This is a genomic window from Allostigmatella hybrida, assembly GCF_020103775.1.
GTDB lineage: Bacteria > Myxococcota > Myxococcia > Myxococcales > Myxococcaceae > Hyalangium > Hyalangium aurantiaca.
Map to the genome: position 1 here is coordinate 431,523 of NZ_JAHXBH010000002.1, position 17,919 is coordinate 449,441.

Genomic DNA, 17,919 nt, shown 5'->3' on the forward strand with positions numbered 1-17,919 from the left:
CCCCGGAGCGTCAGGCACGGCCCATCATCCCTACGGGGTCACCTGAATGCGGCCCAGCGCCGGGACGGTCAGCGGGTTGTTGGCGCGCAGATAGACTTCCAGCGCGTCCACGTCGATGGGCCCCATGAGCAGGTCCTTGCCCTCGGTGAACACCGAGTAGTTGTCCCCGCCCGAGGCCATGAAGTTGTTCATCGACACGCGGTAGCTCGCCGCCGGATCGATGGCCACCCCGTTGAGGGTCATCGACGAGGCGTCCACCTTGCTGCCCGCGGGGGCGGACAGGGAGAACCGGTAGAAGAAGCCCCTGGAGACCTGCATGACCGACGGGTTGGCGTTGATGGGCGGGAACTGCTGCTCCAGCACGCGCTTGAGCTGATCGCCGGTGAGCGTCATCGTCGCCACGTTGTTGGCGAAGGGCTGCACGGTGAACACCTCTCCGTAGGTGATGTCCCCGGCGTTGATGTCGGCGCGCACGCCGCCCGGGTTCATCAGGGCGATGACCGCCCCGCCCTTCTCGGGGGCCTGGGTGATGGCCAGCATGGCGTCGGCGATGACGTTGCCGAGCACGGACTCGCCCGAGTTGGTGGCCGACGGCGCGCGCACGGGCCGCAGCAGCTCGGCCTCGGTGTAGCCGATGACCTTGTCGCGCAGGGGCGCGGCCTTGGCGACGTAGGTGTCCACCGTCGTCTGCACGGGCGCGTTCGCCGTCTCGCGGGTGACGATGACGTTGCGCGCCGTGATTTCCTTCACGTCCTTCGTGCCGGTGTTCAGCACCAGGTCCACGTCCGTGACGATGCGCCCGTAGCTGGCGCCGCTGGTGACGCGGATGCCGTTGATGACGCAGTTGTAGGCCTGGTGCGTGTGGCCGGAGACCACCAAGTCCACTTCCTTGTTGAACCGGTTGACGATGTCCAGCAGGGGGCCCGAGATGCCCTTGCAGTCGTTGTAGAGCCCGTCCGCCTCCTGCAGGCCACCCTCGTGGATGATGACCGCGACGGCCTTCACACCCTGCGCGTTCAGCTCGGGGATGAGCGCGTTGACGGTCTCCGCCTCGTCCTTGAACGTCAGGCCGGTGATGCCGCTCGGGTTGACGATGGTGGGCGTGCCCTCCAGCGTCATCCCGATGAAGGCCATCTTCACGCCCTCGAACTCACGGATGGCGTAGGCCGGGAAGAGCGTCTGCCTGGACGGCACGTCCGTGAAGACGTTGGCCGAGAGGAACTTGAACTGCGCCCCCGCGAAGTTCGGGCTGCCCTGGCAACCGTCCACCGGGTGGCATCCGCCCGTCTGCATGCGCCGCAGCTCGGCGGAGCCCTCGTCGAACTCGTGGTTGCCCACGGAGTTGAGGTCCAGGCCGATCTGGTTCATCACCTCGATGGTGGGCTCGTCGTGGAACAGCGCGGAGACCAGCGGCGAGGCGCCGATCAGGTCTCCCGCGGACACGACGATGGTGTTGGGGTTGTCCTTGCGCAGCTCGGCGATGTGGTGGGCGAGGTACGACACGCCGCCCGCGTTCACCTCGGTGTCCGGCGCGGTCCGGACGCGGCCGCTGCTGCCCGTGGGCGGCTCGAGGTTGCCGTGAAGATCGTTGATGGAGAGCACCTGCACGCGGACATCGCGGGGCTCGGGATCCGGCCCGGCATCCCCGCCGCCATCCGGCGTCCCATCGCCACCATCGGGCGTCCCGCCGCCGCCATCCGGCGTTCCGTCGCCGCCATCCGGCGTTCCGGGCTGTTCGGTAGGGGGCTTCTGATCATCATCATCGCCACAGCCGGCATGCAGAACGAGCAGCGAGGCAGCGGCACAGGCACTCGCCAGCAGCAAGGCCTTGGAACGTTTCGAGCCACGAGGGGCAGAGGAGGACGAGGACATGGAGACGAGAGGAAATATCCGAAAACCGGCCCGCGCGGAACCACCCCGCCGGTAACGATCCCGTCAACGCCATGGGAGCGCGGAATTCCCCGGAACCGCGCGGCCCTCGCCGTTAACGTCACGGTCATGATGACCGCCGTGCAGGCAGGCCCCTACACCGTCCAAGGCATCTCCCTGGGTGGCGTCTACACCTCGCTGCAAGTCCCCGAGCTGGGGGTGGTGCTCGATGCGGGCGTCCCCCTGCGGAGCTTCGCCGGCACGGACCGGCTCTTCCTGAGCCACGGCCACCCGGACCACTCCAGCGCGCTGGGCTCCTTGCTGGGAATCCGTGGATTGATGGGCAAGACGGCGCCGCTCCAGGTGTTCCTCCCGGCGGAGATCGAGGCGGCGGTGCAGGAGTCCCTGGCGGCCGCGGGAAGGCTGCACCGCTCGGCCACCGCCATCCAGGCCATCCCCCTGCTCCCGGGGGACGAGCGCCACCTCTCGCATGATCTCTGGGTGCGCGCCTTCCGCACGCACCACGCGGGGCCCTCGCTGGGCTACCAGTTTCTGCGGCGCGTCACCAAGCTGAAGCCCGAGCACCACGGGCTGCCGGGGCCGGAGATTGCCCGGCTGCGCCAGCAGGGCGCCGCCATCTTCGAGCAGACGGAGCGGCTGGAGCTGGCCTACGCCACCGACACGCTGTCGGACGTGCTGGAGACCGCGCCGGGCATTCTCCAGAGCCGCGTCCTCATCCTGGAGAGCACCTACGTGGACGCGCGGCAGACGGTGGAGGCGGTGCGCGAGCGGCTGCACACCCACCTGGATGAAATCATCGCCCGGGCGGACCGCTTCCAGAACGAGGCCCTGGTGCTCATGCACTTCAGCCAGGCCTACGCCCCCGCCCAGGTCCACGCCATCCTCCGGGAGCGGCTCCCGGAGGGCCTCCGGGAGCGGGTGCGCATCTTCGCCCCGGAGTCAGGCCCCTGGTTCGGCTGAGCCTCTTCCGGGGGTGGGAGGCCGCAAGGCCTGGAGCTCCGCGAACAGGGCCTGCAACTGGGGCGTCTCCAGCACCTTCTGGGCGGAGGCGAAGAACTGCGAGAGGTCTCCCATCCCCTGGTGCTCGTAGACACACGCCTGGAGTCCCATCTCCAGCCGGTCCACCTGGCGCACGAGCCGGGCCTCGAAGGAGCTGCCCTGCTCGTACTCGTCCCAGAGCGCCAGGTACTCCGCGCCCCGGGGCAGCTTGCCGAGGATCTGCTCCACGGCCTTGCGCTCCAAGACATGCTTCTGCGCGGGGTTCACGCCGTCATGGGGGGTGATGTCCCCCACCCGCGCCTCGCCCAAGTCGTGCAGGAGCGCGATGCGCACCGTCTTGAACGCATCCGCCTCGGGAAACCAGCTCTCGGCGAGGAACAGGCACAGCAGCGCCACCCCCAGCGAGTGCTCCCCCACGCTCTCGCAGCGCTCCGGGGGCACGCCCACGCGCAGCCAGCCCTGGCGGTAGAGCTGCTTGAGGTGGTTGAACTCGAAGTAGGCCTCGATGAGCGGCAGGGCCGCCCTCCCGGCCAGGTGGGTGATGGGCGGGGGGGCCTTCGTCTTCATCGGCTCACGGCCCCGGGGGGGCGGGCGCGGGGGTGGCCTGCGTGGGCGGGGGGCCCATCTGGATGCCCGCGGGGACGAAGGTGCCGTCGGGGCCCACGCCCCAGAGCGAGTAGCGGCGGGTGGACACGTCCCGGAGCTGCCCCCCCTCGTAGCAGAGCACGTACAGGGTGGTGGACGGCTCGGTGAGGGAGAACTGGCCGTGCTGGAAGCAGTCCTGCCCCGCGGCGTTGCGCTCCCGGCCCACGGGGCGGCCCAGCATCCGGAGCACTTCCTCCTGGGCCATGCCCGGGCTCACCATCTTGATGCCGTTGGCGGTGATGACGCGCATCGAGCCGGGCACCTCGTGCAGCGACACCCAGGCCGCCAGGGCGGCCAGCGCCGGCACCAGCAGGGCCACCAGCCACCAGCGGCGGTTCGAGGTCTTCCGCTCCCGGAAGGCGCTGAAGAGGACCTCGTCCGCCGAAGTCCCCTGCCCGCTCACGGAGGAAGGATTCATGCTGTCTGGCACGCTCACGCTGCCTCACATGCCGCTGTCTGCCCGGAGAATGCAAGCAAACCCTCGGGGACCCCGGCCCAACCGCCGCTCTGGCGCGGCGGACCCAGCCTAACGCCCTGCCCCCGCCGGTTCATTCCGCGCCCCTCAGCCGAGCAGCGAGGCGACCAGGGCCGGGAAGTCCGTACCGGGAGGAAGCCGCCCCTCGGCGTGCTCGGGACGGCCCCCGCCCCGCCCGCCGGCCGCCTCCGCCAGGCGCTTGAGGAAGGCCCCGCACCCGAAGGAGGAGCCCGCCCCGCGCGCAATCAGCACCGGCATCCCCTCGGGAAGCCGGCCCGCCAGCAACACGGCCGCCTCCGGCCGCGAGGTGAGCCGCGCCGCGACGGCCCGCAGGGACTCCGGCGAGGCGCCTTCCAGCACCGCCACCACCCGGTGCTCCGGCGAGCGCTCCAGCGCGGCGGCCAGCTCCCCGGCGGCGTGCTCGGCGAGCTGGGCCCGGGCGGCGCCCAGCGCCTCGCGGGCCTCGGTGAGCTCCCGGCGCAGCTTGTCGATGGAGGTGGGCACCTCGCCCGGCCCACACGTGAAGGCCCGGCTCAGCCCGCGCAGGGTGCCCGCCTCCGCCCACAGCTCGCTCCGGGCCCGGCGCCCCGCCGAGAACGTCACCCGGCCCTTTCCTTTGTAGCGCTCCACGCTCAGCACCCGGATCATCCCCACCTGCGCGGAGCGGGTGCAGTGCGTGCCCCCACACGGGGACACATCGAAGCCTTCGATCTGCACCACGCGGATGTTCTCGGTCACCTTCGGCGCCCGGCGCAGCGGCAGCGCCGCCAGCTCCTCGGGGGTGGGGAAAAAGGCGCGGATGGCCACATCGTCATCGATGACGGCGTTCACGAACGCCTCGGCCTCGGCCACCTTGCGCTCGTCGAGCACGTCCAGGTCCACATCGATGGTGCAGAGCGTCTCGCCCAGGCGGGAGGAGACGGTGTTCGCGTTGGCCACATCCACCAGGGCCCGCGAGAGCATGTGCTGGCCGGTGTGCAGGGCCATGTGGAGGCGGCGGCGCACCCGGTCGATCTCGCCGGAGACTTCGCTCCCAACCGCGGGAAGGCTTGCCCCCTCGGGCAGCTCCAGCAGGTGGTGAACGAGCCCCGCGTCGTCCACCTGGACGTCGCGCACGGGGGCCGCCCCCAGCAAGCCCCGGTCGGCCATCTGCCCGCCGGCCTCGGGATAGAACGCGGTGCGCTCCAAAATGACCGAGGGGACTCCTTCCCAAGTGGAGTGGGCCACGACACGGCCCTGGAACCGGTGCAGAAATGGATCAGCGAAATAGAGACGTTCGGTGGATGCCATGGGTTGTCCCAGGGATAACACAACGCCCAGGCGCGGCAGCCCCAGAGCCCCCCAGGAACCCAAGGCTCGTCCGGCCGGAACCCCTTGTGACTAAAGGATTTTTGCCAGGGCGGATGACCTGCCCGCTCGCTGGTGTTTCAAGCAAATTCGGCCAAAGCCCCTCCCCGAGAAGCTTCTTTCCCAACTTGACGTGTCGCATTAGCGTAGTGCGTTACGGACTCTGGGTGTGCCCGTACCGGGTGCGGACCGAGTGCAAAGAAGGAGCCAACTGATGTCGTACATCCCGGGGCGCTACGGGCTCTATGAACCTGAGATGGAGCATGACGCCTGTGGCGTTGGCTTCGTGGTCCACATCAAGGGTGAGCGGTCACGCAGCATCGTCGAGGAAGGGCTGGAGCTGCTCAACCGGCTCAGCCACCGGGCGGCGGCGGGACGGGACCCGGAGACGGGAGACGGCGCAGGCATCCTCATCCAGATGCCCCATCGGTTCTTCGAGCGGGAAATGCCCCGGCTGGGCTTCGAGCTGCCCCCCCGCAGGCAGTACGCGGTGGCGCAGGCGTTCCTCCCCCCCGAGCCCGAGGCGCGCGCGGCGTGCGAGGCCATCCTGGAAGAAGTCGTGGCCCAAGAAGGCCAGCGGGTGCTCGGTTGGCGCGACGTGCCGGTGGCCCCGGAGCACCTGGGCACCGTGGCGCGCGAGGTGGCCCCGGTCATCCGCCAGCTCTTCGTGGCCCGGCGCCGCGTGGTGCCCAGCGCCTTCGAGCGCAAGCTGTACCGCATCCGCAAGCTGGCCAGCAACCGGGTGTTCGCGAGCGGGGTGGACCCGAACAGGCGCTTCCACGTGGCCAGCTTCTCGGCCGAGACCCTCGTCTACAAGGGCCTGCTGCTGCCCCGGCAGCTGCCCAAGTTCTACCTGGACCTGCAGCACCCCGAGATGGTGAGCGCGCTGGCGCTGGTGCACTCGCGCTTCTCCACCAACACCTTCCCCACGTGGGAGCTGGCCCAGCCCTTCCGCTACATCGCCCACAACGGCGAAATCAACACGCTGCGCGGCAACCGCAACTGGATGACCGCCCGCCGGGGCCTGCTCCAATCGGCCCGCTTCGGCGGCAGCCTGGAGCCCCTCTTCCCGCTCATCGTCCCGGGCAAGAGCGACTCGGCCCAGTTCGACAACATGATGGAGCTGCTGTGCCTGGGCGGCCGCACCCTGCCGCACGCGCTCATGATGATGATCCCCGAGGCGTGGGAGGGCCACGCCACGATGAGCGACGAGCGCCGCGCCTTCTACGAGTACTCCTCGGCGCTGCTGGAGCCGTGGGACGGCCCCGCGGCCATCGCCTTCACGGACGGCCAGCTCATCGGCGCCACGCTGGACCGCAACGGCCTGCGCCCCGCGCGCTACCTCGTCACCGAGGATGACCGCGTCATCCTCGCCTCGGAGACGGGCGTGCTGGACGTGCACCCCGCGCAAGTGCGCCGCAAGGGCCGCCTCACCCCGGGCCGCATGCTCCTGGTGGACACCACCGAGGGCCGCATCCTGGAGGACGAGGAAGTCAAGGCGGACATCTCCGAGCGCTGGCCCTACCGCCGGTGGCTGCAGCGCAACGTGTTCACCTTCGATGACCTGCCCACCCAGCCGGCCCCCACGCGGCTCGCGGGCGAGGAGCTGTGGCGGCTGCAACGGGCCTTCGGCTACACGGACGAGGACACGCGCCTGCTGCTGCGCCCCATGGCGGAGACGGGCAAGGAGCCGGTGGGCTCCATGGGCACGGACACGCCGCTCGCGGTGCTCAGCGACCAGGCCCCCAGCCTCTTCTCCTACTTCCACCAGCTCTTCGCGCAGGTGACCAACCCGCCCATCGATCCCATCCGCGAGTCGCTGGTGATGACGCTGAGCACGGGCCTGGGGCCCGAGGGCAACACGCTGGAGGAGACGCCCGAGCAGTGCCACCGCATGGCGCTGCCCGGCCCCATCCTCACCAACGGCCAGTTCGCCCGGCTCGCGGCGGTGCGCGGCGAGGGCGTCTTCGAGACGCACATCCTGTCGCTGCTCTACCCGGTGGACGGGGACGAAGCTTCGCTCGAGCAAGCGGTGGAGCGGTTGTGTTCGCGCGCCGTGGAGGCGGTGGACGCAGGCGCCAGCATCCTCGTGCTGAGCGACCGCGGGGTAGACGCGGCGCACGTGCCCCTCCCGGTGCTGCTGGCCGTCTCCTCGGTGCACCAGCGCCTGGTGCGCGACGGCATCCGCATGTACACGGGCCTCGTGGTGGAGACGGCCGAGGCGCGCGAGGTGCACCACTTCGCCTGCCTCTTTGGCTACGGCGCCTCGGCGGTCAACCCCTACCTGGCGCTGGACACCCTGCGCGCCATGGCCGAGGCGGGCGAACTCCAGGTGGACCACGAGAAGGCCCAGGAGCAGTTCATCCACGGCATCGAGGAGGGCCTGCTCAAGGTGATGTCCAAGATGGGCATCTCCACGCTCCAGTCCTACCGCGGCTCGCAGCTCTTCGAGGCCGTGGGGCTGGAGCGCCACCTCATCGAGCGCCACTTCACGGGCACCCCCTCGCGCATCGAGGGCGTGGGCCTGCCGGAGCTGGGGCGCGAGGTGCTCGAGCGCCACGAGCGCGGCTTCGGGCCCGCGGCCAACCTGGACGCGGCCGTGCTGCCCGCGGGCGGCCTGTACCAGTGGCGCCGCCGCGGCGAGACGCACAAGTGGAACCCGGCCACGCTGGCCAAGCTCCAGACGGCGGCGCGGACCAACAATCCTCTCCTCTTCGCCGAGTACTCGAAGCTGGCGGACGACGAGACCCAGGAGCACTGCAACCTGCGCGGGCTCTTGGAAGTCGTCGCCGAGGGCCGTACGCCCGTGCCGCTCGAGGAGGTGGAGCCCGCGAGCGAGATCGTCCGCCGCTTCGTCACGGGCGCCATGTCCTTCGGCTCCATCAGCGCCGAGGCCCACGAGACGCTGGCCGTGGCGATGAACCGCATCGGCGGCCGCTCCAACAGCGGCGAGGGCGGCGAGGAGTCGCACCGCTACCAGCTGGATGAGAACGGGGACTCGCGGCGCAGCGCCATCAAGCAGGTGGCCAGCGCGCGCTTCGGCGTCACCACCGAGTACCTCGTCAACGCCGCGGAGCTGCAGATCAAGATGGCCCAGGGCGCCAAGCCCGGCGAGGGCGGCCAGCTGCCGGGCCACAAGGTGGACGAGCGCATCGCGCGCGTGCGCTGGTCGACGCCGGGCGTGACGCTCATCTCGCCGCCGCCGCACCACGACATCTACTCCATCGAGGACCTGTCGCAGCTCATCTATGATCTCCAGTCGGTGAACCCGCAGGCGCGGGTGAGCGTGAAGCTGGTGAGCGAGGTGGGCGTGGGCACCATCGCCGCGGGCGTGTCCAAGGCGGGCGCGGGCTGCGTCGTCATCGCCGGCTACGAGGGCGGCACGGGCGCCTCGCCCCTGTCCAGCATCAAGCACGCGGGACTTCCGTGGGAGCTGGGGCTGGCGGAGACGCAACAGGTGCTGGTGCACAACGGCCTGCGCAGCCGCATCCGGGTGCAGGTGGACGGCGGCCTGCGCACCGCGCGGGACGTGCTCATGGCGGCGATGATGGGGGCCGAGGAGTTCGGCATGGCCACCGCGAGCCTCATTGCGCTGGGCTGCATCATGCTGCGCAAGTGCCACCTCAACACCTGCTCGGTGGGCATCGCCACGCAGGACCTGGCGCTGCGCGAGCGCTTCCACGGCAAGCCCGAGCACGTGGTGAACTTCTTCTTCATGGTGGCCGAGGACCTGCGCCGGCAGATGGCGGCGCTGGGCTTCCGCAAGCTGGAGGAGATGGTGGGCCGGGTGGACCTGCTGCGCCAGCGCCCGAGCCTCACGCACTGGAAGGCGCGCAAGGTGAACCTCTCGGCCCTGCTGGAGCCGGCCCGGGCGCCCGCCAGCGAGCCCCGGCGCTGCGACACGCCGCACCGCAAGGACGTGTCGGACCACCTGGACCACGAGCTGCTGCGCAACGCGGGCCCGGCGCTGGAGGGCAGCTCGCCCACGTTCCTCACCCGGCCGGTGAGCAACATCCACCGCGCCGTGGGCGCCATGCTCTCGGGCGAGATTGCCCGGCGCCATGGGGCCCGGGGGCTGCCGGATGGCCAGCTGCGCATCCGCCTGCAGGGCTCGGCGGGCCAGAGCTTCGGCGCGTTCCTGGCGAGCGGCGTGACGCTGGAGCTGGAGGGCGACGCCAACGACTACCTCGGCAAGGGGCTGTCCGGCGGGCGCGTCATCGTCTACCCGCCATCCGGCAGCCGCTTCGTGCCGGAGGAGAACGTGCTGGTGGGCAACACGGTGCTCTACGGCGCCACCGCCGGCGAGGTGTACCTGCGGGGGCTTGCCGGTGAGCGCTTCGCGGTGCGCAACAGCGGCGCCCAGGCGGTGGTGGAGGGCGTGGGCGACCATGGCTGCGAGTACATGACGGGCGGCGTGGTGGTGGTGCTGGGCCCCACGGGGCGCAACTTCGCCGCGGGCATGAGCGGCGGCACCGCCTACGTGCTGGACCGGGAGCGCACCTTCCGCAAGGCGTGCAACCTGGAGATGGTGGAGCTGGAGTCCTTGGTGGACGAGTCGGAGCTGTGGCTCGTGCACGGGATGATTGAGCGCCACTTCCACCACACGAACAGCACGCTGGCGCGGCGGGTGCTCGACAACTGGGAGCTGATGGTGCCGCAGTTCGTGAAGGTGATGCCCACCGATTACAAGCGGGTGCTCCAGGCGCGGCGCGCGGCGCGCAAGCCCCCTTCTGTCATGCCGCAGCGGCTGCACGCCGTGGGGAGCGAGGGCTAGAGCATGGGAAAGCCAACAGGGTTTCTGGAGTGGAGCCGCCGTCCGGCCCCCAAGCGCGAGAAGGCCGAGCGCGTGCAGGACTGGAAGGAGTTCGTGCTGCCGCTGGCGCCCGACGAGGCCAAGCGGCAGGCGGGCCGGTGCATGGACTGCGGCGTGCCCTTCTGTCAGCAGGGCTGTCCGCTGGGCAACCCCATCCCGGACTTCAACGACGCGGTCTACCACGGGCGCTGGAAGGCGGCGTACCTGGCGCTGAGCGGCACCAACAACTTCCCGGAGTTCACGGGCAGGCTCTGCCCCGCCCCGTGTGAGGCCGCCTGCGTCCTGTCCATCAACCAGGACCCGGTGACCATCGAGCAGATGGAGAAGGAGATCGCCGAGCGGGCCTTCGCCGAGGGCTGGGTGACGCCGCGTCCGCCGGCCACGCGCACGGGCCGCCGGGTGGCGGTGGTGGGCTCAGGCCCGGCGGGGCTCGCCGCGGCGGCGCAGCTCAACCAGGCCGGCCACACCGTCACCGTGTACGAGCGGGACGACCGGCTCGGCGGGCTGATGCGCTACGGCATCCCGGACTTCAAGATGGAGAAGTCCGTGCTGGACCGGCGCCTGGCGGTGATGGAGGCCGAGGGCGTGCAGTTCCGCACCGGCGTGGACGTGGGCAAGGAGATCGGCTTCAAGGCCCTGCGCGAGCAGCATGACGCGGTGGTGCTGGCCATGGGCGCGCGCAAGGCCCGCGAGCTGGAGGTGCCCGGCCGCGAGCTGGAGGGCGTGCTGCCGGCGATGCAGTTCCTGGAGCACCAGAACCGGGTCGTCTCGGGGCTGGCCACGCTGGACCCGCGGCTGAGCGCGGCGGGCAAGCGGGTGCTCATCCTGGGCGGTGGCGACACCGGCTCGGACTGCCTGGGCACGTCCATCCGCCAGGGGGCCACGAGCGTGACGCAGGTGGAGCTGATGCCCGCGCCGCCCCAGGTCCGGGCCGCCGACAACCCGTGGCCGCGCTGGCCGCTGGTGTTCCGCACCTCCTCCAGCCAGGAGGAAGGCGGCGTGCGCGAGTTCGGCTTCATGACCAAGCACCTGTCGGGCCAGGACGGCCGGCTCCAGGCGCTGCACGCGGTGAAGGTGGAGCCCCGGCGCGACGGGGACGGCCCGTTCCGGCTGGTGGAGGCCCCCGGCACCGAGGTGAGGCACGAGGTGGACCTGCTCATCCTCGCCATGGGCTTCACGGGGCCGGACACGGCGCAGCTCAGCGAGCAGCTCGGGGTGAAGCTCTCGCCCCGCGGCACGGTGCAGATCGACAAGGGCTTCGCCACGTCGGTGGACGGCGTGTTCTGCGCGGGAGATGCCGGCCGCGGGGCCAGCCTCATCGTCTGGGCGCTCTCCGAGGGGCGCGAGGCGGCGAAGGCCGTCGACACGTACCTCTCGGGGCTGCCCTCGGCCCTGCCGAGCCGCGGCCGGGACGCCGCCTTCGGCTGAGCCAGGGAAGAGGCCCCTGTGGGTACAGGGGCCTCTTCGTCCTGCCTACTTGGGCTGGAGCTCGCTCTTGCTCTGCTGCGCCATGGCCGCCATGTTGCGCAGGTGCGGCTCGGTGGCGTTGCCGAACCGCTGGATGATGTCGTCGTAGGCGGCGATCGCCTCCGGGTGGCGGTTCTTGAAGCGCAGGACCATGGACTTGCTGAAGAGCGCGCCGGCCACCAGCGGCTTCAGCGCGGGATCGCTGCTGGCGCCGAACCGCTGCACCACCTCGTCATAGAGCGGCAGCGCCTCGTCCTGGCGGCCCAGGGTCGACAGCGTGTCGGCCATGGTGAAGAGCGCGCCGGCCACCGGCACGGGCATGGCCGAGGCGGCGATGCCCTTGATCAGGTCGGCACACAGCGCCATGGCCTGGTCGTTCTGGTTGAGCTCGCGCAGGATGTTGGCCTTCTGCAGAAGTGCCTTCGCGGACGCCTCGCGCAGGGCCGGCTCGGTGCCCTCGGCCCGCTTGATGGCCTCGTCATAGAGTGGCAGAGCCTCCAGGGGCTTCTGCTGCCGGTGCAGGGCGATGCCCTTGTTGGTGAACGCACGCGCCACCTGCACGCGGAGGCTGGACTCGGAAGCGGTCCCGAACTTCTGGATCACCTCGTCATAGAGCGGAAGGGCCTCCTGGATCTTGTTCGAGTCGGACAGCCCAACTCCCTTATCGACGAGTTCCTTCGCGACTTGCTCGGACATCCACCACCTCGTGCACTGGCAGGCCTGTCCTCCGCTTCCGGAGGCCCAGACGGGGAAAGGCCCCCGTTCTACCCCTTCCTGGGGAAACCTACATCCAGAAACCCGTTCCAGGGCCTTGCGCCCCGCGTCAGATACAGTCGATCCGGACGGTCCCCCGCTTTCGAAAGGAACCGGGTGACTGATCAGTGACTAACGAGCCCCGGAAACGCGCCTCGGCCCTGGCCGGGAATCCCCCTGGGCACGTTGTTCGGGGCGGTCATCGGCGGCTGTGACTTGAAGAGCGCGTTGACTTCAATCCCCCTGTCACCAACAATAAAGGACAGTCGTAAAAACCAAGAAATAACTTCATTTCCAGCCTTAGCCGAGGCTGTTCTGTCTTCCCTGGGGAGGCCACCATGCGTGAGTGGCTGATGGACCTCTTGGCGTGCCCCGCGTGCCGTGGGCGCATCGAGCTGGCGAGCGGGACGCTGGACGAAGGCACCTTGCGCTGCGTGGGCTGCACGAAGACCTTTCCGGTGCGGGACTCCGTGCCAGAACTGTTCGTGGTGCCGCCGGCGCGGGTGGACTTCGCGGAGCAATGGAAGCTCCGGTGGACCGGCCGCTTCGAGCGCGAGGGCCTGATTTACGGCGTCGATGCCGACCGCCGCGCCCGGTGGATCGCCGACGCCTGCCTGGGGCGGCCCTCCTCGGGCGAAATCGTGCTCGATGTCGGCTGTGGCAGCGGGGATACCGCCGCGAGCATCGCCCGGGACTATCCCGAGGTGAAGGTGGTGGGGCTCGACATGACGCCCACGCTCTCGCGGTGCCAGGAGCGATTCCGGGACCTGAAGAACCTCTCGTTCGTGCGGGGCAGCGCGTTGAAGCCGCCGCTGCGCAACCAGGCGTTCTCGCGGGCGCTGAGCTTCGGCGTGCTGCACCACACGGGCGATACCCGGGGAGGCCTCCATGCCGTCGGGGGCTTGGTGGCCCAGGGCGGCCGGCTCGCGGTCTGCCTCTACCGTCATCCGGACGAGGCCCCGTCCTGGCGCCCCTATTACTGGGTGCGGGACAAGCTGCACTTCGGACGGGGCCACAAGCTGCCCCCCAAGGCGCTCTTCTGGCTGGTGCGCGCGGAAGGACTGGTGGCCGCGCCGATCATGTGGGCCCTGTTCCAGACCTCCAACGCGGCGCGAGCGACGGCTCCCGCCGAGTGGGATTTGCCGTCGCTCGGCCTGCGCGAGATATACGACTACATGGTGTTCACGCTGTACGATGCGCTGTCACCGGAGTTTCAGGACCGGCCCGCGACCCCTGACATCGAACAATGGTTCGCGGATTCCGGGTTCGGGCAGGTGTCTCACGACATCTACGGGAACCACTGGGCAGACCGGGCCCACGCAAAGCCTTGAGCACGCGGAACTCACCCATCCCGGGGGCTGCCAGGCCTTCCCGGGGGACGTGGGGCTCTCCGTTGAGCCGGGCGGAGCCCTTGCATCTCCGCCATGCGGCGCGCGCCGGTAATTCCGTCCAGCCATTGCTGGCGGCCACGCCTCGTTTTCGGCAGCCGCCGCACCCGGCGTTCTGCATCCGCCAAGAGCGCGAAAGCATCCCGCGCACGCTCCGGAAACAGGCCAAGTGCCTGCACGTAGAGACAGGCAATCAGCACGCGAGTCCCGAGATCCGGGAACCCGAGCCGCTTCATGCGTAGCAAGTGCGGGCCAAAGTCTCTCCAGGGCCGGGCATCCCCGTAAGCTTGAACAAGAACGTCCTTTGTTGTCAGCCGTTGAATGTGCAACCGTTCGGCAGGTGTCCGAGCCTCCCTTAGAAACCGGTGCTCAAAGTCTTTGAGCACACGCACGGTCACGTTGAACGGTACTTCGGAGTGGAACAGCGACAGGTTCAGATAGTCCTTTTCCCGCGCGATAGTGTTCCACCACTCTCGACGGGTGGACGTCATTGCGAGCCTCCCGGACAAGAATCCCCTTGGTACTCGGCAGGCCACTTTCCTGTTTTGTAACACTCGTCATAACTGCCATACAGCGCCTCGCATGCCTGCGACAGCTGCCGCTCCACCTCCGCCAGCCGCAGGTGGCCATGGGTTCGCCCCCAGGCCTACTGGGGAGCCATCCTTGAAAGCTTCTCCAGGAGGCCTGAACTCTGGAGCCACAACATGAGGGCGAAGTTGACCGTGTTGAAGGCAGCGTGGGCGAACATCACCGAGAGCAGGCGCGCGCGCTGGATGAAGACGAACCCGAACCAGGCGCCCAGCATGGCCGTCTGGAAGACCGCGAGCGTGCCCTCGTAGACGTGTCCCAGCCCGAAGAGGGCGGCGGCCAGCGCGACCGCCCCGTACCAGTGCCCGCCCAGCACGCTCCGCAGCCGCGGCACCAGGAAGCCCCGGAAGGTCAGCTCCTCGAAGCCGGTGACGAGCACCATCATCAACGCGAAGGCGGGCACGCTCAGCCCGGTCTCCACGAGTGAGCTGGCCACCTCCCTGCGGGCAGCCATCTCCGCGCCCGAGAGCTTGAGGAGGGCGCCCAGGGTGGCCACCGGCACGGACACCGCGATGTGGACGGCGTACGTGCAGGCGAACACGGGCAGCCCCCAGAGCAGCTCCCGGCCGAGCCCCTCGCGCACAAGCCCCACCTGGGCGGGCCCCTGGCCATTGCGCCACAGCAGCAGGGCCACGAGCAGACACATCCCGAGCGCCCGGATGCACAGCCACGTCATGGCATTGCCCTGGAAAGGCCGGGCCTTGCGCGAGGGGCCCACGGGCACCTCCACCTCGCGCACCTGCCCCGCGCGCTCCAGGGTGAAGCGAATCGTGGTGGCCTCACCGTCTCCGGCCTCCCGCACGCGTGTCTGGAAGTCCAGCTCGGGCTCGGACTCGGCCAGGGGCGAGCCATTCACCGCGAGGATGCGGTCCCCCTCCTCCAGCTTTCCTTCGGCCGGCAGTCCCGGCTTCACCGAGGTGAGCTCGACGCCCGGGCCGGAGGGCTGGGTATGGGTCACGCCCAGCCGGGGGGGCGGCGCGGCGGGCTCCATGAACCAGGCGCCCCCCAGCGAGGCCCCGAGCGCCAGGGGCCACAGGAGCACGGTCAGCACGGCCTGCGCCCGCTGGCCCGCGCGCCACGGCACCCACGGGCGCAGCAGGGCGAACCCCGCGACGGCGAGCACGCCCGTGGCGGCGATCAGCGGCGCGCGTCCGAGGGCACCGAGGTTCGCGGGCAGGAAGACGGTGGCCAGCACGAGCGCCGCCTCGGCCAGGGCTCTGCCCCGCGAGGGGGCGTTGTCACAGAGGGAGGCGGCAAGCGGGGGCACATCGCGCACGTTCCACATGCTAGGCCTTCTTCGAGAGGTGGACGGCCACCCGCTCGATGAGGCCGTAGGGAATGGGCTGGTTCAGCGGGAACTTGAGGGTGTCCTTCGCATCGCGGTAGGGCGCGAGCTCCTCCTCGATGGGCGCCTCGGAGCGGTAGATCGGGTAGAGCCCGATATGGCGCTTCCACGCCGCGAAGTACACCGCGTGCCGCTCGTTGAGCATGACGGCGGGCATCCCGTATTTGATCTTCTCCTCCGCCGTGGGCAGCACCTTCCGGATCGACTGCCGGAGCTGGCGGAGGATGGCCTGGACGTCCTCGGGAAACGAGGCGATGTACTCATCGACGGTCGAGAACTTGCTGGCCATGCCGTGTCGTCCCAGGGGAAGCGAGAGGTGCCACGGCCCCAGCCTATCCTCTAAACGCCAGAGGCCGCAGTCCGGCTTGCCGGCCCCGGGGGCTTCGGCGAGGCTCCCTTCCCCTCTTTCCCTCCCGAGGTTCCATGCACTCGATGCGAGTCCTGGGCGCGCTCACCACGCTCCTCCTGCTCTCTCCTGCTTGCACCGCCTCGCGCCCGCCCGCCTCCCAGGCGCCGGTGGACGCCTCCGCCCTGTCGCCCGCGCAGACGGCCTTGCGCACCTTCGTGGACGCGCACTTCGAGGATCACTTCCGCCGCTTTCCCCTCTCGGCCACCCAGGCGGGCATCCACACCTATGACGCGGAGCTGCGAGGCTTCACGGTGGAGGAGCGCACCGCCCACCTCGCGCACCTCAAGGCCGAGCTGGAGGCCCTGCCCCAGCGGGTGGACCGCCAGGCCTTGCCCCCCCTGGACCAGGCGGACTACGACATCCTGGAGAACCACCTGAGGGCCCGGATCCTCGACCACGAGGCCGTGCGCGGCTGGGAGCGCAACCCCAACACGTACCTGGGCATCGCCTCCAACGCCGTCTACCAGCTCATCAACCGGGACTTCGCGCCGATGCCGGAGCGCATGCGCTCGGCGGTGAGCCGCATGAAGACGGTGCCCGCGGTCTTCACCGTGGCCCAGGGCACGCTGAAGAACCCACCCCGGCTGTGGACGGAGATTGCCCTCCAGCAGGCCACCGGCACGCGCGCCCTCTATGCCGAGACGCTGCCCAAGGCCTTCGCCTCCGTGAAGGACGAGGCCCTGCACGCCCAATTCCAGCAGGAGCAGGCGCGCTGCCTGGCCGCCATCGACGGCTACCTCCGCTTCCTGCGCGAGGACCTGCTGCCCCGCTCCCAGGGCGCGTTCCCCATCGGGGAGGCGGTGTACCGCCAGAAGCTGCGCTACGAGGAAGGCGTCACCGAGGACATCGACTCGCTGCTGGCCTGGGGCCACGCGGAGCTGAAGCGCACGCAGGCCCAGTTCCACGAGGTGGCGGGCCGCATCGCCCCCGGCCAGGCGCCCATGGCCGTCTACCAGACGCTGGGCCAGGAGCACCCCACGCCGGAGGCGCTGGTGGACACCACGCGCGCCACGCTGGAGGAGCTGCGCCAGTTCGTCATCGACCGGAACATCATCACCGTGCCCAGCGAGGTGCGCGCCCAGGTGGCGGAGACCCCCGCCTTCAACCGGGCCCTGTCCTTCGCCAGCATCAGCATCGCCGGCCCCTTCGAGACGAAGGCCACCGAGGCCTACTACTACGTGACGCCGCCCGAGCCCACGTGGACCCCGGAGCAAGTCGCACAGCACATGAGCTTCTACAACCGCTACGCGCTGCCCATCGTCTCCGTCCACGAGGCCTACCCCGGCCACTACGTGCAGTTCCTGTGGACCCGGAAGGTGGACTCGAAGGTGCGGCGGATGCTCGGCTCGGGCTCCTTCAGCGAGGGCTGGGGCCTGTACACCGAGCAGATGATGCTGGATGAGGGCTACGGCAGCGGCGCCCAGGCGGACAAGCTGCGCCTCAACCAGCTCGCGCTCTACCTCCAGCGCCTGGCGCGCTACGTGGTGGGCCTGTCCCTGCACACCCGGGGGATGACGTACGAGCAGGCGGTGAGCTTCTTCGAGAAGGAGGCGTACATGACGCGCGTCAACGCCGAGCGGGAGGCGCGCCGGGGCACGTCGGATCCCACCTACCTCGTCTACGCGCTGGGCAAGAAGCTCATCCTCCAGCTGCGCGAGGACGCCCAGGCCAAGTGGGGCAAGGACTTCACCCTGAAGCGCTTCCACGACGAGCTGGTCTCCTACGGTTACCCACCCATCCCCATCCTGCGCAGGCTGATGCTCGGCGAGGATGCGGCCCCTTGAGGTGGTAAAACCCAGG

General features: G+C 69.9%; 13 protein-coding genes. 5 read left to right on the plus strand and 8 right to left on the minus strand.

The genetic code is table 11. The features are described from left to right. Positions 1-30: 30 nt before the first annotated feature. The gene (locus KY661_RS06935) at positions 31-1,824 is read right to left on the minus strand and encodes a bifunctional metallophosphatase/5'-nucleotidase (RefSeq protein WP_225409446.1); all 1,794 of its coding nucleotides are present in this window, start codon (positions 1,822-1,824) and stop codon (positions 31-33) included. Between the two features lie 174 nt (positions 1,825-1,998). Here KY661_RS06935 and KY661_RS06940 point away from each other — a divergent pair, with 174 nt between their 5' ends. Further along, positions 1,999-2,850 carry an MBL fold metallo-hydrolase gene (locus tag KY661_RS06940; protein ID WP_225409447.1) on the plus strand — a complete coding sequence of 284 codons (852 nt, stop codon included), beginning with the start codon at positions 1,999-2,001 and terminating at the stop codon, positions 2,848-2,850. Here KY661_RS06940 and KY661_RS06945 read toward each other — a convergent pair. From KY661_RS06945 to KY661_RS06955, 3 genes are all read right to left on the minus strand, one after another. Further along, positions 2,830-3,456 (minus strand): HD domain-containing protein, encoded by a 627-nt coding sequence (locus KY661_RS06945; protein ID WP_225409448.1) that lies wholly within the window; start codon positions 3,454-3,456, stop codon positions 2,830-2,832. The two genes, KY661_RS06940 and KY661_RS06945, sit on opposite strands and share 21 nt — an antisense overlap. A 4-nt stretch (positions 3,457-3,460) precedes the next feature. Further along, the gene (locus KY661_RS06950; RefSeq protein WP_225409449.1) at positions 3,461-3,952 is read right to left on the minus strand and encodes a hypothetical protein; all 492 of its coding nucleotides are present in this window, start codon (positions 3,950-3,952) and stop codon (positions 3,461-3,463) included. A gap of 144 nt (positions 3,953-4,096) precedes the next feature. Then, the gene (locus tag KY661_RS06955) at positions 4,097-5,197 is read right to left on the minus strand and encodes an alanyl-tRNA editing protein (RefSeq protein ID WP_263436749.1); all 1,101 of its coding nucleotides are present in this window, start codon (positions 5,195-5,197) and stop codon (positions 4,097-4,099) included. A gap of 373 nt (positions 5,198-5,570) precedes the next feature. On the opposite strand from KY661_RS06955, the gene gltB reads away from it, so the two are divergent. Both gltB and KY661_RS06965 read left to right on the plus strand, forming a co-directional pair. Next, positions 5,571-10,130, plus strand: coding sequence for a glutamate synthase large subunit (gltB, locus tag KY661_RS06960; protein ID WP_398577153.1), 4,560 nt, complete (start codon positions 5,571-5,573; stop codon positions 10,128-10,130). A gap of 3 nt (positions 10,131-10,133) precedes the next feature. Continuing rightward, positions 10,134-11,597 carry a glutamate synthase subunit beta gene (locus KY661_RS06965; RefSeq protein ID WP_075008525.1) on the plus strand — a complete coding sequence of 488 codons (1,464 nt, stop codon included), beginning with the start codon at positions 10,134-10,136 and terminating at the stop codon, positions 11,595-11,597. Positions 11,598-11,642: 45 nt separating this feature from the next. Here the strand turns inward: KY661_RS06965 and KY661_RS06970 are convergent, their stop codons facing one another. Further along, complete coding sequence (locus KY661_RS06970) at positions 11,643-12,332, minus strand: tetratricopeptide repeat protein (RefSeq protein WP_225409451.1); 690 nt, start codon at positions 12,330-12,332, stop codon at positions 11,643-11,645. A 395-nt stretch (positions 12,333-12,727) separates the two neighbouring features. Here KY661_RS06970 and KY661_RS06975 point away from each other — a divergent pair, with 395 nt between their 5' ends. Beyond that, positions 12,728-13,720 carry a methyltransferase gene (locus KY661_RS06975; protein ID WP_225409452.1) on the plus strand — a complete coding sequence of 331 codons (993 nt, stop codon included), beginning with the start codon at positions 12,728-12,730 and terminating at the stop codon, positions 13,718-13,720. Between the two features lie 11 nt (positions 13,721-13,731). On the opposite strand, the gene KY661_RS06980 is transcribed toward KY661_RS06975, so the two are convergent. The 3 genes from KY661_RS06980 to KY661_RS06990 form a co-directional block, all read right to left on the minus strand. Beyond that, entirely contained in the window at positions 13,732-14,268 is a 537-nt protein-coding gene (locus KY661_RS06980; protein ID WP_225409453.1) for a hypothetical protein, read from the minus strand. Between the two features lie 155 nt (positions 14,269-14,423). Next, the gene (locus KY661_RS06985; protein WP_225409454.1) at positions 14,424-15,650 is read right to left on the minus strand and encodes a CPBP family glutamic-type intramembrane protease; all 1,227 of its coding nucleotides are present in this window, start codon (positions 15,648-15,650) and stop codon (positions 14,424-14,426) included. 1 nt (position 15,651) lies between these two features. Beyond that, complete coding sequence (locus KY661_RS06990) at positions 15,652-15,999, minus strand: iron chaperone (protein WP_225409455.1); 348 nt, start codon at positions 15,997-15,999, stop codon at positions 15,652-15,654. A gap of 134 nt (positions 16,000-16,133) precedes the next feature. On the opposite strand from KY661_RS06990, the gene KY661_RS06995 reads away from it, so the two are divergent. Then, entirely contained in the window at positions 16,134-17,903 is a 1,770-nt protein-coding gene (locus tag KY661_RS06995) for a DUF885 domain-containing protein (RefSeq protein WP_225409456.1), read from the plus strand. Positions 17,904-17,919: the final 16 nt, after the last annotated feature.

Bases quoted from the DNA above. Each gene is read 5' to 3' on its own strand.
- KY661_RS06965 (WP_075008525.1), top strand. From the start codon at position 10,134: ATGGGAAAGCCAACAGGGTTTCTGGAGTGGAGCCGCCGTCCGGCCCCC.
- KY661_RS06980 (WP_225409453.1), bottom strand. From the start codon at position 14,268: ATGACGTCCACCCGTCGAGAGTGGTGGAACACTATCGCGCGGGAAAAG.
- KY661_RS06945 (WP_225409448.1), bottom strand. From the start codon at position 3,456: ATGAAGACGAAGGCCCCCCCGCCCATCACCCACCTGGCCGGGAGGGCG.
- KY661_RS06940 (WP_225409447.1), top strand. From the start codon at position 1,999: ATGATGACCGCCGTGCAGGCAGGCCCCTACACCGTCCAAGGCATCTCC.
- KY661_RS06970 (WP_225409451.1), bottom strand. From the start codon at position 12,332: ATGTCCGAGCAAGTCGCGAAGGAACTCGTCGATAAGGGAGTTGGGCTG.
- KY661_RS06975 (WP_225409452.1), top strand. From the start codon at position 12,728: ATGCGTGAGTGGCTGATGGACCTCTTGGCGTGCCCCGCGTGCCGTGGG.
- KY661_RS06995 (WP_225409456.1), top strand. From the start codon at position 16,134: ATGCACTCGATGCGAGTCCTGGGCGCGCTCACCACGCTCCTCCTGCTC.
- KY661_RS06950 (WP_225409449.1), bottom strand. From the start codon at position 3,952: ATGAATCCTTCCTCCGTGAGCGGGCAGGGGACTTCGGCGGACGAGGTC.
- gltB (WP_398577153.1), top strand. From the start codon at position 5,571: ATGTCGTACATCCCGGGGCGCTACGGGCTCTATGAACCTGAGATGGAG.
- KY661_RS06985 (WP_225409454.1), bottom strand. From the start codon at position 15,650: ATGTGGAACGTGCGCGATGTGCCCCCGCTTGCCGCCTCCCTCTGTGAC.
- KY661_RS06990 (WP_225409455.1), bottom strand. From the start codon at position 15,999: ATGGCCAGCAAGTTCTCGACCGTCGATGAGTACATCGCCTCGTTTCCC.